Annotated in this window: 20 protein-coding genes; 5 read left to right on the top strand and 15 right to left on the bottom strand. The window is 65.1% G+C overall.

Features of this window, described 5'->3' with window-relative positions:
* Position 1: 1 nt before the first annotated feature.
* The 5 genes from recA to MWU77_RS15315 form a co-directional block, all read right to left on the bottom strand.
* The gene (recA, locus tag MWU77_RS15335; protein ID WP_247274206.1) at positions 2-2,131 is read right to left on the bottom strand and encodes an intein-containing recombinase RecA; all 2,130 of its coding nucleotides are present in this window, start codon (positions 2,129-2,131) and stop codon (positions 2-4) included.
* Positions 2,132-2,322: 191 nt separating this feature from the next.
* Positions 2,323-2,517, bottom strand: coding sequence for a DUF3046 domain-containing protein (locus MWU77_RS15330; protein ID WP_169688775.1), 195 nt, complete (start codon positions 2,515-2,517; stop codon positions 2,323-2,325).
* Between the two features lie 47 nt (positions 2,518-2,564).
* Complete coding sequence (locus MWU77_RS15325) at positions 2,565-3,710, bottom strand: glycosyltransferase (RefSeq protein ID WP_206040112.1); 1,146 nt, start codon at positions 3,708-3,710, stop codon at positions 2,565-2,567.
* Positions 3,711-3,776: 66 nt separating this feature from the next.
* The gene (locus MWU77_RS15320; protein WP_169688773.1) at positions 3,777-4,499 is read right to left on the bottom strand and encodes a PIG-L deacetylase family protein; all 723 of its coding nucleotides are present in this window, start codon (positions 4,497-4,499) and stop codon (positions 3,777-3,779) included.
* A gap of 21 nt (positions 4,500-4,520) precedes the next feature.
* Positions 4,521-4,697 carry a hypothetical protein gene (locus MWU77_RS15315; protein ID WP_169688772.1) on the bottom strand — a complete coding sequence of 59 codons (177 nt, stop codon included), beginning with the start codon at positions 4,695-4,697 and terminating at the stop codon, positions 4,521-4,523.
* Between the two features lie 246 nt (positions 4,698-4,943).
* Here MWU77_RS15315 and MWU77_RS15310 point away from each other — a divergent pair, with 246 nt between their 5' ends.
* From MWU77_RS15310 to MWU77_RS15300, 3 genes are read left to right on the top strand one after another with little or no spacing between them, the layout of a single operon-like run.
* Positions 4,944-5,540 (top strand): biotin transporter BioY, encoded by a 597-nt coding sequence (locus MWU77_RS15310; protein WP_169688920.1) that lies wholly within the window; start codon positions 4,944-4,946, stop codon positions 5,538-5,540.
* Positions 5,541-5,555: 15 nt separating this feature from the next.
* Positions 5,556-6,236: an energy-coupling factor ABC transporter ATP-binding protein gene (locus MWU77_RS15305; RefSeq protein WP_169688771.1), complete on the top strand. Its 681-nt coding sequence runs from the start codon at positions 5,556-5,558 to the stop codon at positions 6,234-6,236.
* Entirely contained in the window at positions 6,233-6,838 is a 606-nt protein-coding gene (locus MWU77_RS15300; protein ID WP_169688770.1) for an energy-coupling factor transporter transmembrane protein EcfT, read from the top strand. The genes MWU77_RS15305 and MWU77_RS15300 overlap by 4 nt, the downstream gene beginning before the upstream one ends.
* 38 nt (positions 6,839-6,876) lie before the next feature.
* On the opposite strand, the gene MWU77_RS15295 is transcribed toward MWU77_RS15300, so the two are convergent.
* The 4 genes from MWU77_RS15295 to pgsA all read right to left on the bottom strand — a co-directional run bounded on the left by MWU77_RS15295 (position 6,877) and on the right by pgsA (position 10,078).
* Positions 6,877-7,686, bottom strand: a complete 810-nt coding sequence (locus MWU77_RS15295; protein WP_169688769.1) for a hypothetical protein — start codon at positions 7,684-7,686, stop codon at positions 6,877-6,879.
* Between the two features lie 33 nt (positions 7,687-7,719).
* Positions 7,720-8,532 carry a PspA/IM30 family protein gene (locus tag MWU77_RS15290; protein ID WP_169688768.1) on the bottom strand — a complete coding sequence of 271 codons (813 nt, stop codon included), beginning with the start codon at positions 8,530-8,532 and terminating at the stop codon, positions 7,720-7,722.
* 209 nt (positions 8,533-8,741) lie between these two features.
* Positions 8,742-9,176 carry a helix-turn-helix domain-containing protein gene (locus MWU77_RS15285; RefSeq protein ID WP_169688767.1) on the bottom strand — a complete coding sequence of 145 codons (435 nt, stop codon included), beginning with the start codon at positions 9,174-9,176 and terminating at the stop codon, positions 8,742-8,744.
* A 233-nt stretch (positions 9,177-9,409) separates the two neighbouring features.
* The gene (gene pgsA, locus MWU77_RS15280; RefSeq protein ID WP_169688766.1) at positions 9,410-10,078 is read right to left on the bottom strand and encodes a CDP-diacylglycerol--glycerol-3-phosphate 3-phosphatidyltransferase; all 669 of its coding nucleotides are present in this window, start codon (positions 10,076-10,078) and stop codon (positions 9,410-9,412) included.
* Positions 10,079-10,120: 42 nt separating this feature from the next.
* Between pgsA and MWU77_RS15275 the strand changes: the two genes are divergently transcribed.
* On the top strand, positions 10,121-10,648 hold the full coding sequence (locus tag MWU77_RS15275) for an amino-acid N-acetyltransferase (protein ID WP_206040028.1): 528 nt from the start codon (positions 10,121-10,123) through the stop codon (positions 10,646-10,648).
* 58 nt (positions 10,649-10,706) lie between these two features.
* Positions 10,707-10,991, top strand: coding sequence for a YciI family protein (locus tag MWU77_RS15270; protein WP_169688765.1), 285 nt, complete (start codon positions 10,707-10,709; stop codon positions 10,989-10,991).
* On the opposite strand, the gene MWU77_RS15265 is transcribed toward MWU77_RS15270, so the two are convergent.
* From MWU77_RS15265 to thyX, 6 genes are all read right to left on the bottom strand, one after another.
* Positions 10,981-12,006 carry a TerC family protein gene (locus MWU77_RS15265; protein ID WP_169688764.1) on the bottom strand — a complete coding sequence of 342 codons (1,026 nt, stop codon included), beginning with the start codon at positions 12,004-12,006 and terminating at the stop codon, positions 10,981-10,983. The two genes, MWU77_RS15270 and MWU77_RS15265, sit on opposite strands and share 11 nt — an antisense overlap.
* Positions 12,007-12,197: 191 nt before the next feature.
* The gene (locus MWU77_RS15260) at positions 12,198-14,987 is read right to left on the bottom strand and encodes a DNA translocase FtsK (protein WP_247274168.1); all 2,790 of its coding nucleotides are present in this window, start codon (positions 14,985-14,987) and stop codon (positions 12,198-12,200) included.
* A 117-nt stretch (positions 14,988-15,104) separates the two neighbouring features.
* Complete coding sequence (locus MWU77_RS15255; RefSeq protein WP_169688763.1) at positions 15,105-15,728, bottom strand: TIGR03085 family metal-binding protein; 624 nt, start codon at positions 15,726-15,728, stop codon at positions 15,105-15,107.
* 55 nt (positions 15,729-15,783) lie between these two features.
* Complete coding sequence (locus MWU77_RS15250) at positions 15,784-17,595, bottom strand: ribonuclease J (RefSeq protein ID WP_169688762.1); 1,812 nt, start codon at positions 17,593-17,595, stop codon at positions 15,784-15,786.
* Complete coding sequence (gene dapA / locus MWU77_RS15245) at positions 17,595-18,500, bottom strand: 4-hydroxy-tetrahydrodipicolinate synthase (RefSeq protein ID WP_169688761.1); 906 nt, start codon at positions 18,498-18,500, stop codon at positions 17,595-17,597. The genes MWU77_RS15250 and dapA overlap by 1 nt, the downstream gene beginning before the upstream one ends.
* Positions 18,501-18,571: 71 nt before the next feature.
* On the bottom strand, positions 18,572-19,327 hold the full coding sequence (thyX, locus tag MWU77_RS15240) for an FAD-dependent thymidylate synthase (protein WP_247274167.1): 756 nt from the start codon (positions 19,325-19,327) through the stop codon (positions 18,572-18,574).
* Positions 19,328-19,401 lie beyond the last annotated feature (74 nt).

Genomic DNA, 19,401 nt, shown 5'->3' with positions numbered 1-19,401 from the left:
GCTAGAAGTCGGCTTCCTCCGCCTCAGGGTCGGTCAACACAGCACCGATACCCAACTTCTCCTTGATCTTCTTCTCGATCTCGTCGCGGATGTCGGTGTTCTCGAGCAAGAACTTGCGGGCGTTCTCCTTGCCCTGACCGAGCTGATCGCCTTCGTACGTGTACCAGGAGCCGGACTTTCGGATGAAGCCCTGATCGACACCCATGTCGATCAGCGAGCCTTCCTTACTGATGCCCTGCCCGTAGAGGATGTCGAACTCGGCCTGCTTGAACGGCGGCGACACCTTGTTCTTGACGACCTTGACGCGGGTGCGGTTGCCGACCGCGTCGCCGCCGTCCTTGAGCGTCTCGATGCGCCGAACGTCGAGCCGGACGGAGGCATAGAACTTCAAAGCCTTTCCACCCGTGGTGGTTTCAGGAGAATTGTGCACCATCACGCCGTCGACGAAGTAGTTGTGATTGCCCTCGACCTCGATATCGAAACGATGCATCGAACGAGTATCGGGCTTGACGTGGACATCGAGCACCCGAGCAGGAACCAAACGCTGCGTGGTGTCGACGAACTGCGGCGTCACGGTGCCGAGACCGCGGAACCGCGGCAGGAGCTTGTACTCCATCGACGGGGCCATGTACGGCGCCACGATCTCCTGGAACTTCGCGCTCGCTTCAGTGGTGAACGTGAGAACCGCAACTCCGCGGGCGCCCGCACTGCGCAACTTCACGTCGAGACCGTGAGTGTCGCGCAGGTAGTCTCGCACTCGTTCTCGGGAGCCTACACTGAACGCCTCGACGCAGATCTCGATGCGGCCGCTCCCACCCGCGGTCCGTTGCTGCAGCCCCTTCGAGCGCACGCTGAAGGAGCCGTCGTCCATGTACCAGACGGCCAGCGACAGCGGCGTGAGTGCCTTGAGGTACTCCTCTGACAGGAACTTCTTGCCGTCGCCGAGATAGACCGCGCGCTGAAGCTCGGCGAGCTCGGGCAACGGAGTGAAGTCGACGAACTTGGCACCCTTGTCGTTGGTGCGCACAGACTGACCGATGTTGCCGAGCAGCCCGGACTTCCAGTCGAGGTACTCGTGCTGCTTCGCACCGTGACCCATCCGAAAGCGAACACCGTTGCGGTCTCGACGGTTCGGCGACAGGTTACCGTCGCCCATCAACGATCCGAGAACGACCTCGAACTGCTGATCGCTCAGACGGTGCGGTTCCATCGCGAGAACGCGGTCGCCCGCGATGATGTCGCCTGCGTGCGACCAACCACCGGGCGTGCGAATGAGGTGGTTCGGCGTCGCAGCGAACTGGGAACGACCGTTTCCACCGGACTTCTCGACGGTGAACTGCAGGAAATGGTCGGCCGGGCCGTTGTCGAACCAGTTGACGATACGGCGGGGCACGATCTTGTCGGTGTCGGCGTCGTAGGACATGACCTCGACGTCTAGCTTCCGATTGACGATCTTGCCGATCTTCTCGGTCGTGCCGTCGGCCAACTGCACCCTTGTGGAGTAGTTGAAGCAGCCGAACATGACTCCGATCTTCTCTCGCAGCTGGTTGATGAAGATCGCGGTGGTGCCCGAGTTGTTGAGCGCACCCGTCATCTTGCGCAGCGCCTGGCTCATCAGTCGGGCCTGCAGGCCGACGTGGCTGTCGCCCATTTCACCTTCGATCTCGGCGCGGGGCACGAGGGCTGCGACCGAGTCGATGACGAGGATGTCGAGCGCGCCGGAGCGGATCAGCATGTCGGCGATCTCGAGGGCCTGCTCGCCGGTGTCGGGCTGCGACACGAGCAGGGCGTCGGTGTCGACACCGAGCTTGCGCGCATACTCCGGGTCGAGGGCGTGCTCCGCGTCGATGAACGCGGCGATGCCGCCTGCAGCCTGAGCGTTGGCCACAGCGTGGAGGGCCACCGTGGTCTTACCCGAGGATTCCGGCCCGTAGATCTCGACCACCCGGCCGCGAGGCAGGCCACCGATACCGAGCGCCACGTCGAGTGCGATCGACCCGGTCGGGATCACAGCAATGGGAGGACGGGCATCCTCCCCCAGGCGCATCACGGATCCCTTGCCGAAATTCTTGTCGATCTGCGCCAGAGCAAGCTCGAGCGCCTTCTCGCGATCGTGTGCCTGTGCTGCCATCTTGGTCCCCTTCATCGTGTCCCGTCCTGATTGTCGACGACGCTACAACCGGGCACCGACATCTTTCGCTGCCATGACCGCGGACCCGCCGAAACTGTGGAGAAAATCGCCGCCTGTGGACGGACGCCTTTCGCCATCGAACATCCTCAGCATAGGGGAACATTTGTTCGAACGCATGCAAATGTGTTCGATCAACGACGTGCGGCGGGCACGCCGAACTCCTCACACAGCGCCCGCCATACCTCGCGAGGTTCCTGACCTGCCTCGATCGCTTGCTCCGCGGTCCGTCCATCCAGCTCGAGCAGAATGTGGTCCCGTAACAGGGCATCGCCGTATACCTGCCCGAATTCGTCTCGGACCATCTCATGGAACTCTGTCAATCGCACGGCACCACCGTAACGGCCGAACCGAATTGCCCGCAGTGACGATCCGATCAGCGAATTGCGCCCACACACACCGCGACCGGGTCCTCGACGTCCTTTGCTGTCGCGGCGGCGCGCCTGGCCGCCTCCGCGAACCGCGGCTCTGCCAGCACTTCTGTGACCGCAATCCGGACCGACGCGGCGTCGAGAGGCCGGACCACCACCGCGCTCCCCTGTCGCGCAGCCCGGTTCGCGAGTTCCCACTGATCGCCTCCACCCGGCACGATCACCGCGGGCACCCCCGCGCTCAAGGCTTTGGCAAGCATTCCATGCCCGCCCCCACAGACAACGACATCGGCATCGCTCAGAAGAACGTCCTGACGTCCGCTCCCCGCGACCGCCCATACCGGGAGCACACTCTCCGGCGGTTCGAGCATCGTGGCCGCAACGCGCATCCCGAGCCCATCCAGGCCCTCACACACCGCGTCCAGCATCCCGACGACTCCGGTGGTCGCCGTCGACGGAGCAACCATCACCAGAGGTCCGTCGCCCGGAGGAGGTTCGAGAACGGTCGCGGTCGGCTCCCAATGCAGCGGGCCCACGACGTGGGCGTTCGACGGCCAATCCGGCCGCGGTACCTCGAGGGCAGGCACGGTCGCGACGAGTCTCGCGATCGGTCCTGGGTCCTGCGCAGGTAGACCGATCCCGACGCGCGCGGCGGAACGTTCGCGCTCCCCCTGCCGTAAGGATCGCGCCGTGAGGCCGCGCAACACCGCGTCACGGGCCCGTCCGCGGAGCCCCACCCCGGGCTCGAGACCACTGCCGATCGGAGGCAGGCCGCGCGACGGCCGGTAGAGCGGATGCGGAGACAGCTCGACCCACGGAATCCCGAGCCGCTCGGCGGCCATTCCGCCGCCCGCGGTGATGACGTCGGAAACGACAAGATCAGGCAGAAGCGCGCTGAGAGCGGGTAGCAGAAGTGTTGCGATGTGCGCGGCCCGCGCGTGGATCTTCGCACCCGCATCGCCGTCGTCGTCGTCGGCCCTCGGAGTCAGCCCTTCGAGCGGCGCCACCGTCACGCCGGGCACATCGATGTCGAACCAACGCCGGCCGGTGAAGAGCACCGCTTCGTGACCCGCATCGACGAACCGTTTACCCAGCGCAATGGCGGGAATTGCGTGTCCCGCATCCGGCCCTGCCACCAACGCCACTCGCATCGGGCCAGACTGCCACATGAGCGTGATCATCTCGAGCGCGCGGGCGCCCGACCCTACGCCCGGTGCCTATCCGGCGAAGGTATAGAGGTCGAAACCGACAGCGCGGGTCGCCGGAAACCCTGCCAACGGTCCTGTCGCCATGTCGACCTGCGCTCGGGCCTGCTCGACGACGTCGATGTCGGAGAGTGCCTCGAGGTACCGGCGATGCGCGGCGAGTGACTCCACCGCCACGTCGACAGTGCCGGTGACATCGACTGCGTGCGACGCGGCGGGGGTATTGACCGCTACCCACCGCACTCCGGGCCACGGCGCGAGTCCTTGCTCCACGCTGAGTTCCGGAAAGATCCATTCGTTGGCGGCGTCGGAGACGGCATCGAGCACACACAACCCCAACGCACGATGGTCGGCGCTGTTCAGCATGCCCGGGAACCACGTGAGCCCGAAATTCGCGGTCACCACCATCTCGGGCCGATGCCTCCTGATCGCTCCTGCCACATCACGCCGCAGGTCGGGTCCCGCAACGAGACGCCCGTCGGGGTGGCCGAGGAACTCGACGGACTCGACACCGACGATCGCCGCTGATGCCCGCTCCTCTTCCTCCCGGAGCGGACCGCACTCTGCGGGCGGCAAGCCCGCTATCCCGGCTTCCCCACTGGTAGCGAGGACATACCGGAGGTCCTTGCCCTGCCGAGTCCACCGGGCCACCGCCGCAGCCGCGCCGTACTCGATGTCGTCGGGATGAGCAACGACGACGATTCCCCTCGTCCAGTCCTCCGGCACAGGTTCCATACGTCCACTATGCGGTCTCGCTCAGACCCGCGTGATGTCGTCGCGCCGATTCCCTCCGGAGATGGCCTTGTACAGCATGTAACCGCCGAACGCGATCGCACCCAGCACCAGGATCCCGAACAGGTGGTCGAAGACTGCGCCGATCACCGCAAGCCCGATCCATACCAGCACCACTACACCGACAATCTTCCAGAACATCGTCTTCTCCCGCCTCGTGCCTGCGCACGTTCCGTGTCGTACTCACACGATCCTGACACGACACTGCCGAGAAAACACCAGCTCAGAGCATAGATCAGGGAAAGATCAGGGGATACCCGCAGAAGCCGGGGGGACCACTCGGGGTCGCCGTTCACCCAGGGTGGTGGTGCGGAACTCTCCGTACCCGCCTACGCTCGACGGGTTTGGTCCTCAATTCGGAAGTCGACTGTCGGAAGCTGAGTGAACGTGTCCCCGAGCCGCCCTACCCCCGCCCGCGACCTGGCGCAGATCGCGGTGTTCGCCGCCCTCATCATCGCTCTCGGCCTGCCAGGGCAGATCACGATCGGCTCCTCGGGCGTCCCGATCACCCTGCAGACCCTCGGCGTCATGCTCGCCGGTGCACTGCTCGGCGCACGCAAGGGCATGCTGTCGGTCTCGACCGTGATCCTTCTCGGGCTTGCACTTCCGGTACTCGCAGGGGGACGGACGACACTCACCTCACTTGCCGGCCCCACGGCAGGCTTCCTGCTCGGCTGGATCCCGGCAGTCGCGGTGATCGGATGGCTCAGCGCTCGCATGCTTCCCCGCTATCGCGTTCTCCCGGGTATCGCGGCGAATGTACTCGGCGGCATTGTGGTGCTGTACGTGTTCGGAATCGCAGGCATGGTGTTGCGAACCGATCTGACCGTGTGGGCCGCGCTCGCAGCCAACGTCACGTTCCTTCCTGGCGATCTGTTCAAGGCCGCAGTGGCCGCCGCAGTGGCCGCCCAGGTGCATCGGGCCTATCCCGCCCTGCTCATGTCCCCGATCAGACACACGCCCACCGCCGACCCCGCACACTGAACGCTGCACCACCCGATGAGCGAGATTCGTTTCCAGCAGGTCCGCCACGCCTACGGTGAGCGTGCGGTCCTCGACGACGTGAACGTCGTCCTGACCGAGCCCCGCATCGGCATCGTCGGCGCGAACGGCAGCGGCAAGTCGACACTCGCACGCATGATCAACGGGTTGGTCGTCCCCACCTCCGGTTCGGTGACCGTCGACGGACTCGACACCGGCCGCAAGGGGCGCGAGGTCCGTAAACGCGTCGGATTCGTCTTCACCGACCCGGACCACCAGATCGTGATGCCGACAGTCGCAGAGGACGTTGCATTCTCCCTGCGCCGTAGCTCCCTCGGTAAGGCCGAGCGCAACGAGCGAGTCCGGCAGGTGCTCGACGACTTCGGCCTCGCCGCGCATCATGACCACCCGAGTCACCTCCTGTCCGGGGGACAGAAACAGTTGCTCGCGCTCGCCGCGATCATGGTCACCGACCCGCAGATCCTGGTCGCGGACGAACCGACCACTCTCCTCGACCTACGCAACACCAAACTGATCGCCCGGACTTTCTCGAACCTCCGACAGCAGCTGATCGTCGTGACCCACCAACTCGATCTGCTCGGCGACTTCGATCGGGTCCTCGTCGTCGATGCAGGACGCATCGTTGCCGACGATGCACCGGGTCCGGCGATCACGTTCTACCGGGACCTCATCGGGTGAGCATCGTCGGCCTGCACCACCCTGGGCACTCCCCGCTGCACCGACTTCCTGCAGGGGCCAAGCTCATTGTCGTGTCACTGACGATCGTCGTCATGACGCTGTGGATCCGACAGCCGTGGCAGGTCCTTCCCTGTGCGGTCGCCGTGGCAGGTGCCTACGCCCTCGCCCGGATCCCGGTACGGCTCGCCGCAACGCAATTGCGGCCGCTGCTGTGGATGCTCGCGGTCATCGCGGTTTTCCAGGTGATCGTGGCTGGATGGGAACGCGCCGTAGTCATCTGTGGATCGCTGTTTCTGGCGATTGCTCTGGCCCTGCTGATCACACTGACCACTCGTATGACGGACATGCTCGACGCGATCGTTGCGGCTGTACGACCCCTTCGACGGGTGGGAGTGGACCCGGACCGGGTCGGTCTCGTGCTCGTGATGACGATTCGTTGCATCCCGCTGTTGGGATCGATGGTCGCACGTGTCACCGAGGCTCGTAAGGCACGAGGGCTGGGCTTCTCGTTGCGGGCTCTGGTCGTGCCGATCGTAGTGGGCGCGCTCATGACCGCAGAGGCGATGGGAGAGGCGCTCGCGGCACGCGGTGTCGACGACTGACAGGGTCGACGACCGACTCTCGCCGATGCAGTAGCGGGTCAGTGTCGGTGGCGTTCCTGGATCTGCTCGATCTCACGCCAGGACTGCGCCCAGCTCTCCAGCCGTTCCGACGCATCTATGAGTTCGGTCCGCTGCCGGTCGAGGAACGCCATCGACCGTGTACCTTCAGGCGCTGCGGCCAGTTTCGCAGCAGCGGAGACGAGTTGTTCGTATTGATCGACGCCCGAGTCGAGCCGCTGCCCCGCCGCCGTGATGGCGGGACCCAGGTGAACGCCGGCCGCCTCGCTGGCTCGGGCAGCGGATTCGAGCGCCACGATGTCTTCGACGACGCTGTCGAGCGCCGACGACGCCGACCGTGCGGCCTCTCCGATCTCCTCGAGGTCGTCACCCGCCACGGCACCGGATTTGGAGACGACGGCGAGTAGTCGCTCGAGGCCCTGCTCGTTACTCGACAGCCGCTGCATTGCAGCTCGGGCCACCGATCCGGGCGGCGGTAAGGACCGGCGCGCTGGAGAGGCCGGTGGGAGCGGAACCGCGTCGAGACGACGGAAGGTACGCAACGCAAAGATCGCCGGTACCGCGAACACAGCGGTTGCACCGCCGGTAGCCACGACCGTCCACTCGGGCGCCGACGCCGCGACCAGAGTTGCGGTGCCGATCCCCCACGTTCCGGCGGTCATACCGAAGAATCCGGCACGACGCCGTGCACGGCGCTTCTTTCGTCGGAGCTTCGCCGCCGGATCACGCCATCGACGGGCGACGTCCACCGCAGCGTCGGTCACCTCTCTGAGCGCGGCGACGGCCGGACCGGGAGTCATTCCGGTCCGGCCGTCGTCGGGTGTGCTCATGGTTGTCGAGTTCGCTCGATGGAGGTTGCGCGACTACTGGGACCCTGCAGAGCCTGCAGCGTTCGGAGGCTCCTTTGCAGTGTTGACGGCGGGATTCGCCGGTGCGCCGCCCGGCAGTGCATCGCCCTTCATCGAAGCACGGATCTGCTCGAGACGGCTGTGGCCGGCCATCTGAACGGTGGCCTGCTGCACTTCGAGCATGCGTCCCTGCACCGAGTTCTGGGCAAGCTCGGCCGAGCCGAGTGCGGTGGCGTAGCGCTGCTCGATCTTCTCGCGCACGGCATCCAGGCTGGGCGTGCTGCCCGGTGCGGAGAGCGTCGAGTCCATGGACCGCAGCGATTCACTGACGCGTTCTTGCATCTTCGCCTGCTCGAGCTGGCTCAGCAGCTTGGTGCGCTCGGCCACCTTCTGCTGTAGCGCCATGGCATTCTGCTCGACGGCCTTCTTGGCTTGAGCCGCGGCCTGCAGCGACTGGTCGTGCAGGACCTTCAGATCCTCGACCGACTGTTCGGCGGTGACGAGCTGCGCGGCGAAGGCCTCGGCTGCATTCGTGTACTGGATCGCCTTCTCCGTGTCGCCGGCGTTGCTGGCCTGGTCGGCCATCATCACGGCTTGACGAGCGCTCGCATTGAGCTTCTCGACCTCGTCCAGCTGCCGGTTCAGCTTCATCTCCAGCTGGCGCTGGTTGCCGATCACCGATGCTGCCTGCTGTGACAGCGCCTGGTGCTGACGCTGTGCGTCCTCGATCGCCTGCTGAATCTGAACCTTCGGATCGGCCTTCTCATCGATCTTGGAGTTGAAGAGCGCCATGAGGTACTTCCAACCCTTGACGAACGGATTAGCCATGGGTGTGATCCCGCCTCCATCTGTACGCCGCGCCGAACGCGACCCGGTGCGCGACCCTCGCGCACCGGTTCCGGTTCGCCGTGCCGGTCACCTTCGACTCGACCGATCCGGCGATCCCACCTGGCGACTCGAGCCACCCCCCGGGACGGTGACCCACGCTGTGTCGCTATCGTCCGTATTCGGCGTGGCCGACACGGTCGCGATCCATGTTATGCCGCGGCGAGCGCCCGTGCCGCCGGTGCTGGAATCACCACGCGAGTCTCCTGCGTGATGAGCGACTCCTGGGCAAGCAGCGGGTCCGAGTTCAGCAGGGCTGCGTCGACCGTTTCGACACCCGACTCGGAGTGCGCAGCGTCCGGGCCCGCATAGCCACCCGGCATCATCACGTCCGCGCCGGCAGGCTGCAGAGCCCGGTCGGCAAGCGACTCACTGACGTCGAAAAGCACGTCGGACAGGGGCACGTCGAGTGCGTCGCAGATCGCGGCGAGCAGTTCGCTCGACGCTTCCTTCCGCCCTCGTTCGACCTCCGAGAGATAACCGAGACTGACCCTGGCGCTGCTGGAGACTTCACGCAGGGTGCGGCTCTGCGAAACACGGGTGCGCCGAAGGCTGTCACCGAGTGCCTCACGCAACAACAGCGCCATCGCATCCTCCTTCGTCCGTCGTGCCTATACCTCGACAACGCGCGACACGGTCGCGAGGTTCCCGGGCATCCACCGGACTTCGAATACCGCGGTGCACAGACATTACATCGCCGCCGGGGAACCCGAGCGCGTGAGTAGCCGTTGCCTTCCGGTGGGCAAACCTGAACATCCCAGTTCGCTTCGTCATCAGGCAGCTCGCGTCGCAGTGTCCTCAGCCGGAGCCTGACGCGCTGTCACGCGGGCTCACCGTTGAGGTGCTCCTGTTCGGCGCGACGTACACCGGCGCGCAGCCTCGCCGCCTGGACGATGTAATCGAGCCCGGTGACGACCGTGAGCGCTACCGCCAGCACGATCAAAGCCATAGCGAACGGTGCCACGACGTCGGGCAGCGGAAGCAGATACACGCCGATTGCGACGGTCTGCACCAGAGTTTTGAGTTTGCCGCCACGGCTGGCAGGTATCACTGCGTGCCGTAGTACCGCGAAGCGCAATGCGGTGATACCGAGCTCGCGCACGGCGATGATGCCGGTTATCCACCACGACAGATCTCCGAGCAGCGACAGCCCGACCAGGGCAGCCCCGATGAGCGCCTTGTCCGCGATCGGATCGGCCATTTTGCCGAAGTCCGTGACGAGCCCGAACCTCCGGGCGAGTTGCCCGTCGATACGGTCGGTGATCGCGGCGATCGCGAAGACCCCTGCTGCCGCGAGCCGCCAGAGAGTCTCCTGTCCATCGCCGATGAACAAGAAGACGAGGAACACCGGTACCAGTGCAATACGCAGCACCGTGAGTATGTTGGCGATGTTCCACAGCGGGACCGGGTCGTGCGCGGAACCGGCATTCGGTCCCGGTGCGGCGCCGCTCCCGCCCGATGCGGCAACGGACTGGCGGGGCGTGCTCATGCGCCCACAATATCGGTACACTCACGCGCTACTGTTCACCGCATGACTTCACCGGCCCACGAACAGGACACGAACGACCGGATTGTCGTGCGGCGCGCCCGAACCTCCGACGTGCCGGGGATAAAACAGCTGATCGACATCTACGCCGGGAAGATTCTGCTCGAGAAGAATCTCGTGACCTTGTACGAATCCGTTCAGGAGTTCTGGGTCGCCGAACTCGGAGGCAAACTGGTCGGGTGCGGGGCTCTCCACGTTCTGTGGTCGGATCTCGGCGAGATTCGCACCATCGCGGTAGACCCCCAAGTCACCGGACGCGGCACAGGGCACCTCATCGTCTCGCGCTTGATCGAGGTCGCACGTGAACTCGAACTCGAACGGCTTTTCGTCCTCACTTTCGAGGTCTCGTTCTTCGCACGCCACGGGTTCGCGGAGATCGACGGAACGCCGGTCACCTCCGAGGTTTTCGCAGAAATGTGCCGGTCGTACGATACGGGCGTCGCGGAATTCCTGGACTTGAGCTACGTGAAGCCCAACACGCTCGGCAACACCCGGATGTTGCTGACCCTGTGAGTTCGACCCCGCGATCCGAGAATCCCGAACCGTCGACCCTGTACGGAAGTGAGAACCCATGGCCCTGTTTGCTGTCGAATACACCTACTCCGATGCCACCACCGCGGCCCGCGACGAGCACCGCCCGAAGCACCGTGCCTGGCTCGGAGATCTGGTCGAGAAAGGCACGGTGCGAGCAACTGGGCCCTGGGCAGACGGTTCCGGCGCGCTGATCCTCATCGACGTCGCCGACGAGGCATCAGCGCACGAACTGATGGCGCAGGATCCGTTCGCTCAGCTGACGCTGATCGACGCCGTCCGGATCACCGGCTGGAATCCGGTGATGGGTGTGTTCAACGACTGAGGCCCTTCGCCCCGGACGTGTGGTCACCGGGCTCGTCGTTCTGCCGCCTGTCGTCGTGTCGAGACTTGATCAAGCTCGCGACCGTGGTGACGATGAGCACCCCGACGATCACGATCAGCGACACCGCAGTCGAGATCTCCGGGACCATCACGTGTTCGCCACCGTTGATGAATCCGAGTGTGTTCTCGTGCAGAGCGTGGAGGATGAGCTTGACGCCGATGAAGCCGAGAATCACCGACAGGCCGTACGAGAGAAAGACAAGGCGCTCGAGCAAACCACCGATGAGGAAGAACAACTGGCGTAGCCCCATCAGAGCGAAGGCGTTGGCGGTGAACACCAGATACGGCTCGCTGGTCAGTCCGTAGATCGCCGGGATCGAATCGAGCGCGAAGAGGATGTCGGTGAAGCCGATCGCGAGCAACGCCAGCAGCATCGGGGTGACCATCTTCTTGCCGTCGATCCGAGTGACGAGCTTGTCGCCGTCGTATTCGTCGTGGACCGGCAGGAACTTGCGGGCGAGAACAACCATCTTGTTCTCGGACACACTCTCGGTTTCATCGCCGTGGTCTCGGATGAGCTTGACGGCCGTGTAGATCAGGAAGAATCCGAACAGGTAGAACACCCAGCTGTAGGCGTTGATCGCGGCGGCTCCGACCGCAATGAAGATGCCGCGCATCACCAACGCCAGCACGATCCCGATCGTGAGGACCTTCTGCTGAAATTCACGTGGTACTGCGAACGTCGCCATGAGGATGACGAAGACGAACAGGTTGTCGACCGACAGCGCCTTCTCGGTGATGTAGCCGGCGAAGTACTCGCCGCCGTAGGTCGGTCCCCACACCAGGAACACGACGACACCGAAGACGATCGCGATGGCGATGAACACCGCGGACCAGAAACCGGATTCCCGAAGGGTCGGCGCGTGTGGTTTGCGGACGTGAGCGAAGAAATCGAAGACGAACAGCCCGATGATCACTGCGATCGTGATCAACCAGGTCGCCAATGTGACGTGCATATGCACTCGGCCTTCCGGTAGGTATGTACCTGCCGGAGGTCTCTCCCGCCCGGGAACGAATCCCGGACCGGCAGTCCCGGAGCGACAGCGGTGCCGAACGTGTTGACGAGACTGCCGCGAATAAGGGGATACTCCCCTCCACAGCTGTCACGATTGTGCCACATGCACCACGCGGCGCACGCCGCGACACGTCACATGCCGCCGTCGTCACCTTCGGCCGCATCGCCACCGCCCCGAATCGAATAGAGCAGACCGTCGAGCTCATCCGGCTTGACGAGTACCTCACGAGCCTTGCTGCCTTCGCTCGGGCCCACCACGCCTCGGGTCTCCATGAGATCCATCAAACGGCCGGCCTTCGCGAACCCGACGCGGAGTTTGCGCTGCAGCATCGACGTCGATCCGAACTGACTCGTGACCACGAGTTCGACCGCTTGCAGGAACACATCGAGGTCGTCGCCGATGTCGGGATCGACATCCTTCTTCTCGCCGGCCTTCGGAACCGTGACGCCCTCGTTGTACTCGGGCTCGGCCTGAGTCTTCGAGAACTCGACCACCGCCGAGATCTCCTCGTCGGTGATGAAGGCGCCCTGCATGCGGATCGGTTTGCCTGCACCCATCGGCAGGAAGAGTCCGTCGCCCATACCGATGAGCTTCTCGGCGCCGGGCTGATCGAGGATGACCCTCGAGTCGGTCAGCGAGCTCGTCGCGAACGCGAGCCGTGAGGGCACGTTCGTCTTGATCAGGCCGGTCACGACGTCGACAGATGGCCGCTGGGTGGCCAATACGAGGTGGATACCGGCGGCACGAGCCTTCTGGGTGATCCGCACGATCGCGTCCTCGACGTCGCGCGGCGCGGTCATCATGAGGTCCGCGAGCTCGTCGACGATGGCCAGAATGTACGGATACGGGCGGTAGACACGCTCACTGCCCAGCGGCGCGGTGATCTCGCCCGACTTCACCTTCGCATTGAAGTCGTCGATGTGCCGTACTCGGTTGGCCTGCATGTCCTGGTAGCGCTGCTCCATCTCTTCGACGAGCCACGCCAGTGCGGCTGCAGCCTTCTTCGGCTGCGTGATGATCGGTGTGATCAGGTGTGGAATGCCCTCGTACGGCGTCAGTTCGACCATCTTCGGGTCGATGAGGATCATTCGCACTTCCTCCGGTGTCGCACGAATGAGCAGCGACACCAGCATGGAGTTGACGAAACTGGACTTTCCGGAGCCGGTGGAACCTGCCACAAGGAGGTGCGGCATCTTCGCAAGGTTCGCAGAGACGAAGTCGCCTTCGATGTCCTTACCCAGACCGATGACGAGCGGGTGGTGATCGCGCCGAGTGGAAGCGGCCCCCAGTACGTCGGACAGGCGTACGAGTTCACGATCGGAATTGGGTACCTCGATGCCGACCGCGGATTTCCCGGGAATCGGTGCGAGCAACCGGACGTTGTCGGTCGCGACTGCGTACGCGATGTTTCGTGCGAGGGCAGTGATCTTCTCGACCTTGACACCGGGCCCGAGTTCGACCTCGTATCGCGTGACGGTCGGGCCTCGGGTGAAACCGGTGACCGCTGCGTCGATCTTGAACTGCTCCAGGACCTCGGTGATCGCCTCGATCATCTGATCGTTGGCCGCCGAGCGAGTCTTGGGCGGGTCGCCCTCCATCAACAGGGACAGGGACGGCAGTGTGTAGTCGCCCTCGACGACCCGGTCCGGAACGAGAGGCTCCATGACGTCGGAAGCGGGCTCCGGCGGGGCGGGCGTCGGCACGGCCGCCGCGGCTGTGGACGCCTTCGGCTTGGCGCGGGCTCGCGGTTTCGGAGCTTCCGGCTCCGGTTCCGGCTCGGGTGCCTGCGACGTATCCGGCTCGTCCCACAGCGGCAGGACCTCGGTGCGTGCGTCGCCGTCGAACTCGTCGGTCGGGTAGTTCTCGCTGGGGGTCCGGCGACGGCGCGACCGCGGTTTCTCGGTGTCGTCCTCGTAGAGCAGGGGATTGAGATGGTCGGAGTAGCCGTCGTGCTCGGGGTCGTATGGACCGTACTCGTCGTGATGCCCGTACCCGTCGTCCTCGCGGTAGGGCAGGCCGAAGAAGTCGCGGAAGAGTTCGGGTAGTTCACGGATTGTGGTGCCGGTGATCAGCAGGATCCCGAAACCCATGGCCATCAACATCAGCGGTACCGACAACCACACCGTCAGGCCGGCGGTGACCGGACCGCCGACCGCTGCACCCACGAATCCCGCGCCCTCCGAGCGCCCGTCGGCGTCGGTGGGTGAGCCGGACGCGATGTGCCAGAGTCCCAGCGCAGGAAGCGCGACGAGCAACGACCCGAGTACCAGGCGCGGGCGCGCTTCGGGCCAGGGTTCGGTCCGCATGAGAACCACCGCCACACCGACGGCGACGAGAGGTAATACGGCACTCGCCCCTCCCGTGACCGCCCGCACTCCGGTTTCGATCCACTCCCCGACCGGGCCGCCAACGCCGAACCACACGGAACCTGCGACAACCACCGCGAACGCGACGAGACCGAGTGCGATTCCGTCACGACGGTGACCGTGTTCGATATCGGTCGCGCGTCCCATTGTTCGAGTGGTGGCACCGAGTCCCCTGGCGATCATGAACCAGGTGGCACCGACGCTCTTGCCGATCGCTGTGAGCAGTCCTCCCGATGCTCGGCGAGGTGGCGCGGCGGAACCTCCCCGCGGGCGCCTCGCGGGGGTTCGGCGCGCCGCGGACGAGGCACGCGCACCGGAAGCCTGAGGCTGACGTTTGCTGGGCGACTTGGAACTCGAGGATTTCGCGGCAGGTTTCCTCGGTGCCGACTTCTTCGCAGACGAACCCTTCGCGGAACGCGCGGCGGGTTTTCTCGCAGACGAGGTCGATCTGGTGGCGGCAGCCTCCGCTCGACCGGATGAGGTCGACGCGCGCGTACCCGACCGCGACCGAGAGGTCGCGGCGGACGATGCGCGGCTACCCGACTTTCCTGCCATATCCGCCAGGGTAGCCGCATGGCCCACTGGCGAACCATCAGCAACACGGGGCCCACACGGCGGCACTGGTCACAGCACCGAACCGGAAGACTGCTCCCCGGCGACGATGCGTGCTGCTCAGAGTCCCCTTCTCGAACCCGCGAGCTCGGCGATATCCGCTTCGGCCCCGTCTTGTTCGAGGCGCACCTCGTCACGCCCGAACGCGTGGAGGAGCAATTCGGACGGTCGTCCGCTCAATACGACGGTGCGCGGCCCTCGCTTGCGCACGGTCACTCGCTCACCGCCCACGCGCTCGAACACGACGGTGATGTCGGTGCCTCCGTAGCTTGTGCGACCGATGGTCCGCGCATACTTCCAGAGTTGATCTTCATCGTCCGCGGGCAGGGGACGCGGTTCCCATCCCGGAACGCTCCGGAGCACGTCCTCGTGGTGCACGAACATCTCGGTGGCATTCGCCACCGAGTCGACGAGATACAGGGGCGACCACTTGGGAGGCCCGGAATCGATGTCGGCGAGCAGGTGCGCCCACTGACGGTCGGTCACCTCGCGGCGGACCTTCTCCGTGTGCGCTGCGAACGCCGGGATCATGATTCCGGGCATCGTGTCGATGCGTCGTTCGCGCACCAGCAGATGCGCCGCGAGGTCGCGTGTCGTCCAGTCACCACAAAGCGTCCGGGCTTCCGGACCGACCTCCGACATCGTTTTGACCAAGGCATGCCGTTCACGTCGGGCAAGGCTCATTCCGCCACTCTAACGAGCAACTAGAACGACGGCACCACCGATCCAGGCAGGTGCCTCAGGAGACCGCGATGACCGTGGGAACGATCATCGGCCGGCGCCGGTATGTGTCGGCGACCCACCGACCGACGACACGACGGATGCCCTGCGCGATACGGTGCGTTTCGGTCACGCCTTCCGCGGCGAGTTCGTTGAGTGCCTTGTCCACCAGTTGCGCTGCTTCGTTGAGCGCGGTCGGATCGTCGGAGAACCCTCGCCCCGACACCTCCGGTGCGCTCACCGCACGACCGGTCGTGGCATCGACGGCGACAGAAATCGAGATGAAGCCACCTTCGCCGAGGATCAACCGGTCCGACAGGGTGGACTCGCCCACGTCGCCGACGGAGAGACCGTCGACGTACACATGGCCGACCGGTACCCGGCCGACGATCTCCGCGAGCCCGTCGACCATGTCGACGACAACGCCGTCCTCCGCGAGCACGATCCGTTCTTTCGGTACACCTGTCGCTTCCGCGAGCGCCGCATTGGCACGGAGATGACGCCACTCGCCGTGCACCGGCATCGCATTGGTCGGTCGCACCGCGTTGTACAGGTACAACAGCTCACCGGCCGAGGCGTGGCCCGAGACGTGAACTTTCGCGTTCTGCTGCGTGACGACAGTGGCGCCGCGTTTGGCGAGCCCGTTCACTACCGCGAACACCGAGTTCTCATTGCCCGGGATCAGCGACGAGGCAAGGACTACGAGGTCGTTCTCCTTGACGTTGATCTGGCGGTGTTCGCCGCGCGCCATTCGCGAGAGGGCCGACAACGGTTCGCCCTGCGAACCCGTCGAGACCAGCACGAGCCGATCGTCCGGCAGCGACGCCGCTGTGTCGATGTTGACCTCGAGGCCGTCCGGCACGTTGAGGTAGCCGAGATCCTGCGCGATCTGCATGTTGCGCACCATCGAACGCCCGACGAACGCGACCCGACGGTTGTAGCGGTGTGCAACGTCGACGACCTGTTGGATGCGGTGCACGTGACTCGCGAACGAGGCGACGATGACACGGTTCTTCGCTTTGCCGATGACGTTGTCGAGCACGCCGCCGATTTCGCGTTCCGGGGTCACGAACCCGGGAACCTCCGCGTTGGTGGAGTCGACGAGGAACAGGTCGACGCCCTCGTCGCCGAGGCGTGAGAACCCGGCGAGATCGGTGAGCCGGTTGTCGAGCGGAAGCTGGTCGAGCTTGATGTCGCCGGTGTGCAGCACGACGCCGGCTGTGGTGCGGATCGCGACCGCGATCGCGTCCGGGATCGAGTGGTTGACGGCGAAATACTCGCACTCGAACGGTCCGTGGGTGGTCCGCTCCCCTTCGGTGACCTCGGTGAGGTTCGGGCGCAGCCGATGTTCGCGACACTTGGCGGAAACGAGCGCGAGCGTGAATTTCGAGCCGACGACCGGGATGTCCGGACGCAGTCGCAGCAGGAACGGCAGCGCGCCGATGTGATCTTCGTGTCCGTGGGTCAGGACGACCGCGTCGATGTCGTCCAGGCGGTCTTCGATGTACCGGAAGTCAGGGAGGATCAAGTCGACGCCCGGCTGCTGGTCCTCGGGGAACAGCACACCGCAGTCGACGATGAGCAGACGGCCCTGGTGCTCGAACACCGTCATGTTGCGGCCGATCTCGCCGATGCCGCCGAGTGCGACGACGCGCAGGCCGGTCTTCGGGGCCTTCGGCGGCGTACCGAGGCGGGCGGTGGGATCGGTCGCTGGTCTCGCGTCGGGGCGCTTGGTAGCGGCGGAGTTCTGAGGGACGCGACGGGTGGGCTTGGATGTCGGAGGCCCGGCGTTGCGGGTCGCGCGACCACGGCCACGGTTGGGACGGCTCATCACAGCACCCCCGCTGCGTGCAGATCCGCGGCCAGCGCGTCGATCTGGGCGGTCACCGGGGCCACTTGCGGTAGACGTGGTTCCCCGACATCGATTCCCATCAGGCGTAAGCCGGCCTTGGAGGCGCTCACCCCGCCGAGCCGCGCGACCGCACGGTAGATGGGGATCAACGACAGGTTGATCTTCCGTGCGAGTTCGAGGTCGCCTTCGACGAATGCGGCGTGCAGTTCGCGTAGGCGTCCGGGGACCAGGTGTCCGATGACGCTCACGAAACCGACGGCTCCGACGGAGAGCCACGGCAGATTCAGTGGGTCGTCGCCGGAATAGAACTTCAGGTCGGTGGTACCGATCAATTCTGCACCGGCGTTGAGGTCGCCCTTGGCGTCCTTGACCGCGACGATGCGGGGATGTTCCGCCAGCAGGCGCAGAGTCTCCGTTTCGACCGGGACGACGGAGCGTGGCGGAATGTCGTAGATCATGACCGGAAGATCGGTGGCATCGGCCACCGCAACGAAATGCGCGTAGAGGCCGGCCTGCGGCGGCCGGGAGTAGTACGGGGTGACGACGAGCAGACCGTGGGCCCCCGCACGAGCGGCGTCGCGGGCAAGCTCGACGCTGTGGGCGGTGTCGTTGCTTCCTGCGCCCGCGATGATCTTCGCGCGGTCGCCGACAGCGGCGAGCACCGCCCGCATCAGTTCGATCTTCTCGTTCTCGGTGGTGGTGGGCGATTCGCCGGTGGTGCCGGCGAGAACCAGTGCGTCGCAGCCACCCTCGACGAGATAGCTCGCGAGGCGCACACCCGCATCGATATCGAGCTTGCCCTCGGCAGTGAACGGGGTCACCATCGCTGTTGCGATGGTGCCGAACGGAAGCTCGACAGCAGTTGCGGAATCACCGTTGGTCATGGTCAGAAGGCTACCGCGTAGAAGCTGCCACCCGGAACACGGCTCGTGTACGACACGGGCAGGCAGCGTTTTCAGCCGTCGATCTGGAAGCCCCCGGAGGCAACTTCGGTACCGTCGGAGAGCGTGTTGATCGTGAAGTCGCAGAAGGCGTTCGGTGCCACCTCGGTGAGCTGCCGCAGACATTCCACGGCGAGCCTCCGGATCTCGACGTCGGCATGTTCGGTGGCGCGCATCGCCACGAAGTGCCGCCACGACCGATAGTTGCCGGTCACCACGATCCGGGTCTCGGTCGCGTTCGGCAGGACGGCTCTCGCGGCTTCACGGACCTGTTTGGCTCGCAGAGGTCCGGGCGGGAGGTGCGCAAGCTTCTCGTCGAGCGCGTCGATGAGTTCGACGTACGCGTCGCGGCTGCGTTCTGCTGCGCGAAAGAACAAGGCTTCGAGCTCAGGGTCGTCCTCGATGGCAGGGGGGACGACGACCGGTGCATCCCCACCCGGGACGAACCGTTGAGAGAGCTGAGAGAAGGAGAAGTGTCGATGCCGGATCAGTTCGTGCGTGCACGACCGGGAGATACCGGTGATGTAGAAGGTGACCGTCGCATGTTCGAGCACCGAATCGTGACCGACGGCGAGAAGGTGGTTGAGGTACCCACTGTTGGTGGCAGTCCGAGGGTTCGGCTTCGACCAGCTCTGATAGCACGCGCGGCCGGCGAACTCGACGAGCGCTTCCCCGCCGTCGGCATCGGTACTCCACGGCACGTCGTCGGGCGGCAGGAATTCCGTCTTGGCGATGAGCCTGACCCTCGGTCCGATCGGTTCCGGCGCCACGCTCGTCTCCCTTCCGCGGTTCCGCACGGTGTTGCTGCTCGACCTTAGCGCTCGGTCGAGCAACTCTCCCGAGT

This window comes from Rhodococcus sp. F64268 (assembly GCF_023015605.1).
In the GTDB taxonomy this organism is placed as follows: Bacteria; Actinomycetota; Actinomycetes; order Mycobacteriales; family Mycobacteriaceae; genus Rhodococcus.
The sequence above is the reverse complement of the archived record's forward strand: the minus strand, read 5'-3'. Positions and strand labels throughout refer to the sequence as shown.

Bases quoted from the DNA above. Each gene is read 5' to 3' on its own strand.
- MWU77_RS15315 (WP_169688772.1), bottom strand. From the start codon at position 4,697: ATGTTCTGGAAGATTGTCGGTGTAGTGGTGCTGGTATGGATCGGGCTT.
- MWU77_RS15285 (WP_169688767.1), bottom strand. From the start codon at position 9,176: ATGGCGCTGTTGTTGCGTGAGGCACTCGGTGACAGCCTTCGGCGCACC.
- MWU77_RS15320 (WP_169688773.1), bottom strand. From the start codon at position 4,499: ATGGAACCTGTGCCGGAGGACTGGACGAGGGGAATCGTCGTCGTTGCT.
- pgsA (WP_169688766.1), bottom strand. From the start codon at position 10,078: ATGAGCACGCCCCGCCAGTCCGTTGCCGCATCGGGCGGGAGCGGCGCC.
- MWU77_RS15265 (WP_169688764.1), bottom strand. From the start codon at position 12,006: ATGCACGTCACATTGGCGACCTGGTTGATCACGATCGCAGTGATCATC.
- MWU77_RS15260 (WP_247274168.1), bottom strand. From the start codon at position 14,987: ATGGCAGGAAAGTCGGGTAGCCGCGCATCGTCCGCCGCGACCTCTCGG.
- recA (WP_247274206.1), bottom strand. From the start codon at position 2,131: ATGGCAGCACAGGCACACGATCGCGAGAAGGCGCTCGAGCTTGCTCTG.
- MWU77_RS15270 (WP_169688765.1), top strand. From the start codon at position 10,707: ATGGCCCTGTTTGCTGTCGAATACACCTACTCCGATGCCACCACCGCG.
- MWU77_RS15305 (WP_169688771.1), top strand. From the start codon at position 5,556: ATGAGCGAGATTCGTTTCCAGCAGGTCCGCCACGCCTACGGTGAGCGT.
- MWU77_RS15290 (WP_169688768.1), bottom strand. From the start codon at position 8,532: ATGGCTAATCCGTTCGTCAAGGGTTGGAAGTACCTCATGGCGCTCTTC.
- MWU77_RS15255 (WP_169688763.1), bottom strand. From the start codon at position 15,728: ATGAGCCTTGCCCGACGTGAACGGCATGCCTTGGTCAAAACGATGTCG.
- MWU77_RS15295 (WP_169688769.1), bottom strand. From the start codon at position 7,686: ATGAGCACACCCGACGACGGCCGGACCGGAATGACTCCCGGTCCGGCC.
- MWU77_RS15325 (WP_206040112.1), bottom strand. From the start codon at position 3,710: ATGCGAGTGGCGTTGGTGGCAGGGCCGGATGCGGGACACGCAATTCCC.
- dapA (WP_169688761.1), bottom strand. From the start codon at position 18,500: ATGACCAACGGTGATTCCGCAACTGCTGTCGAGCTTCCGTTCGGCACC.
- MWU77_RS15275 (WP_206040028.1), top strand. From the start codon at position 10,121: ATGACTTCACCGGCCCACGAACAGGACACGAACGACCGGATTGTCGTG.
- MWU77_RS15250 (WP_169688762.1), bottom strand. From the start codon at position 17,595: ATGAGCCGTCCCAACCGTGGCCGTGGTCGCGCGACCCGCAACGCCGGG.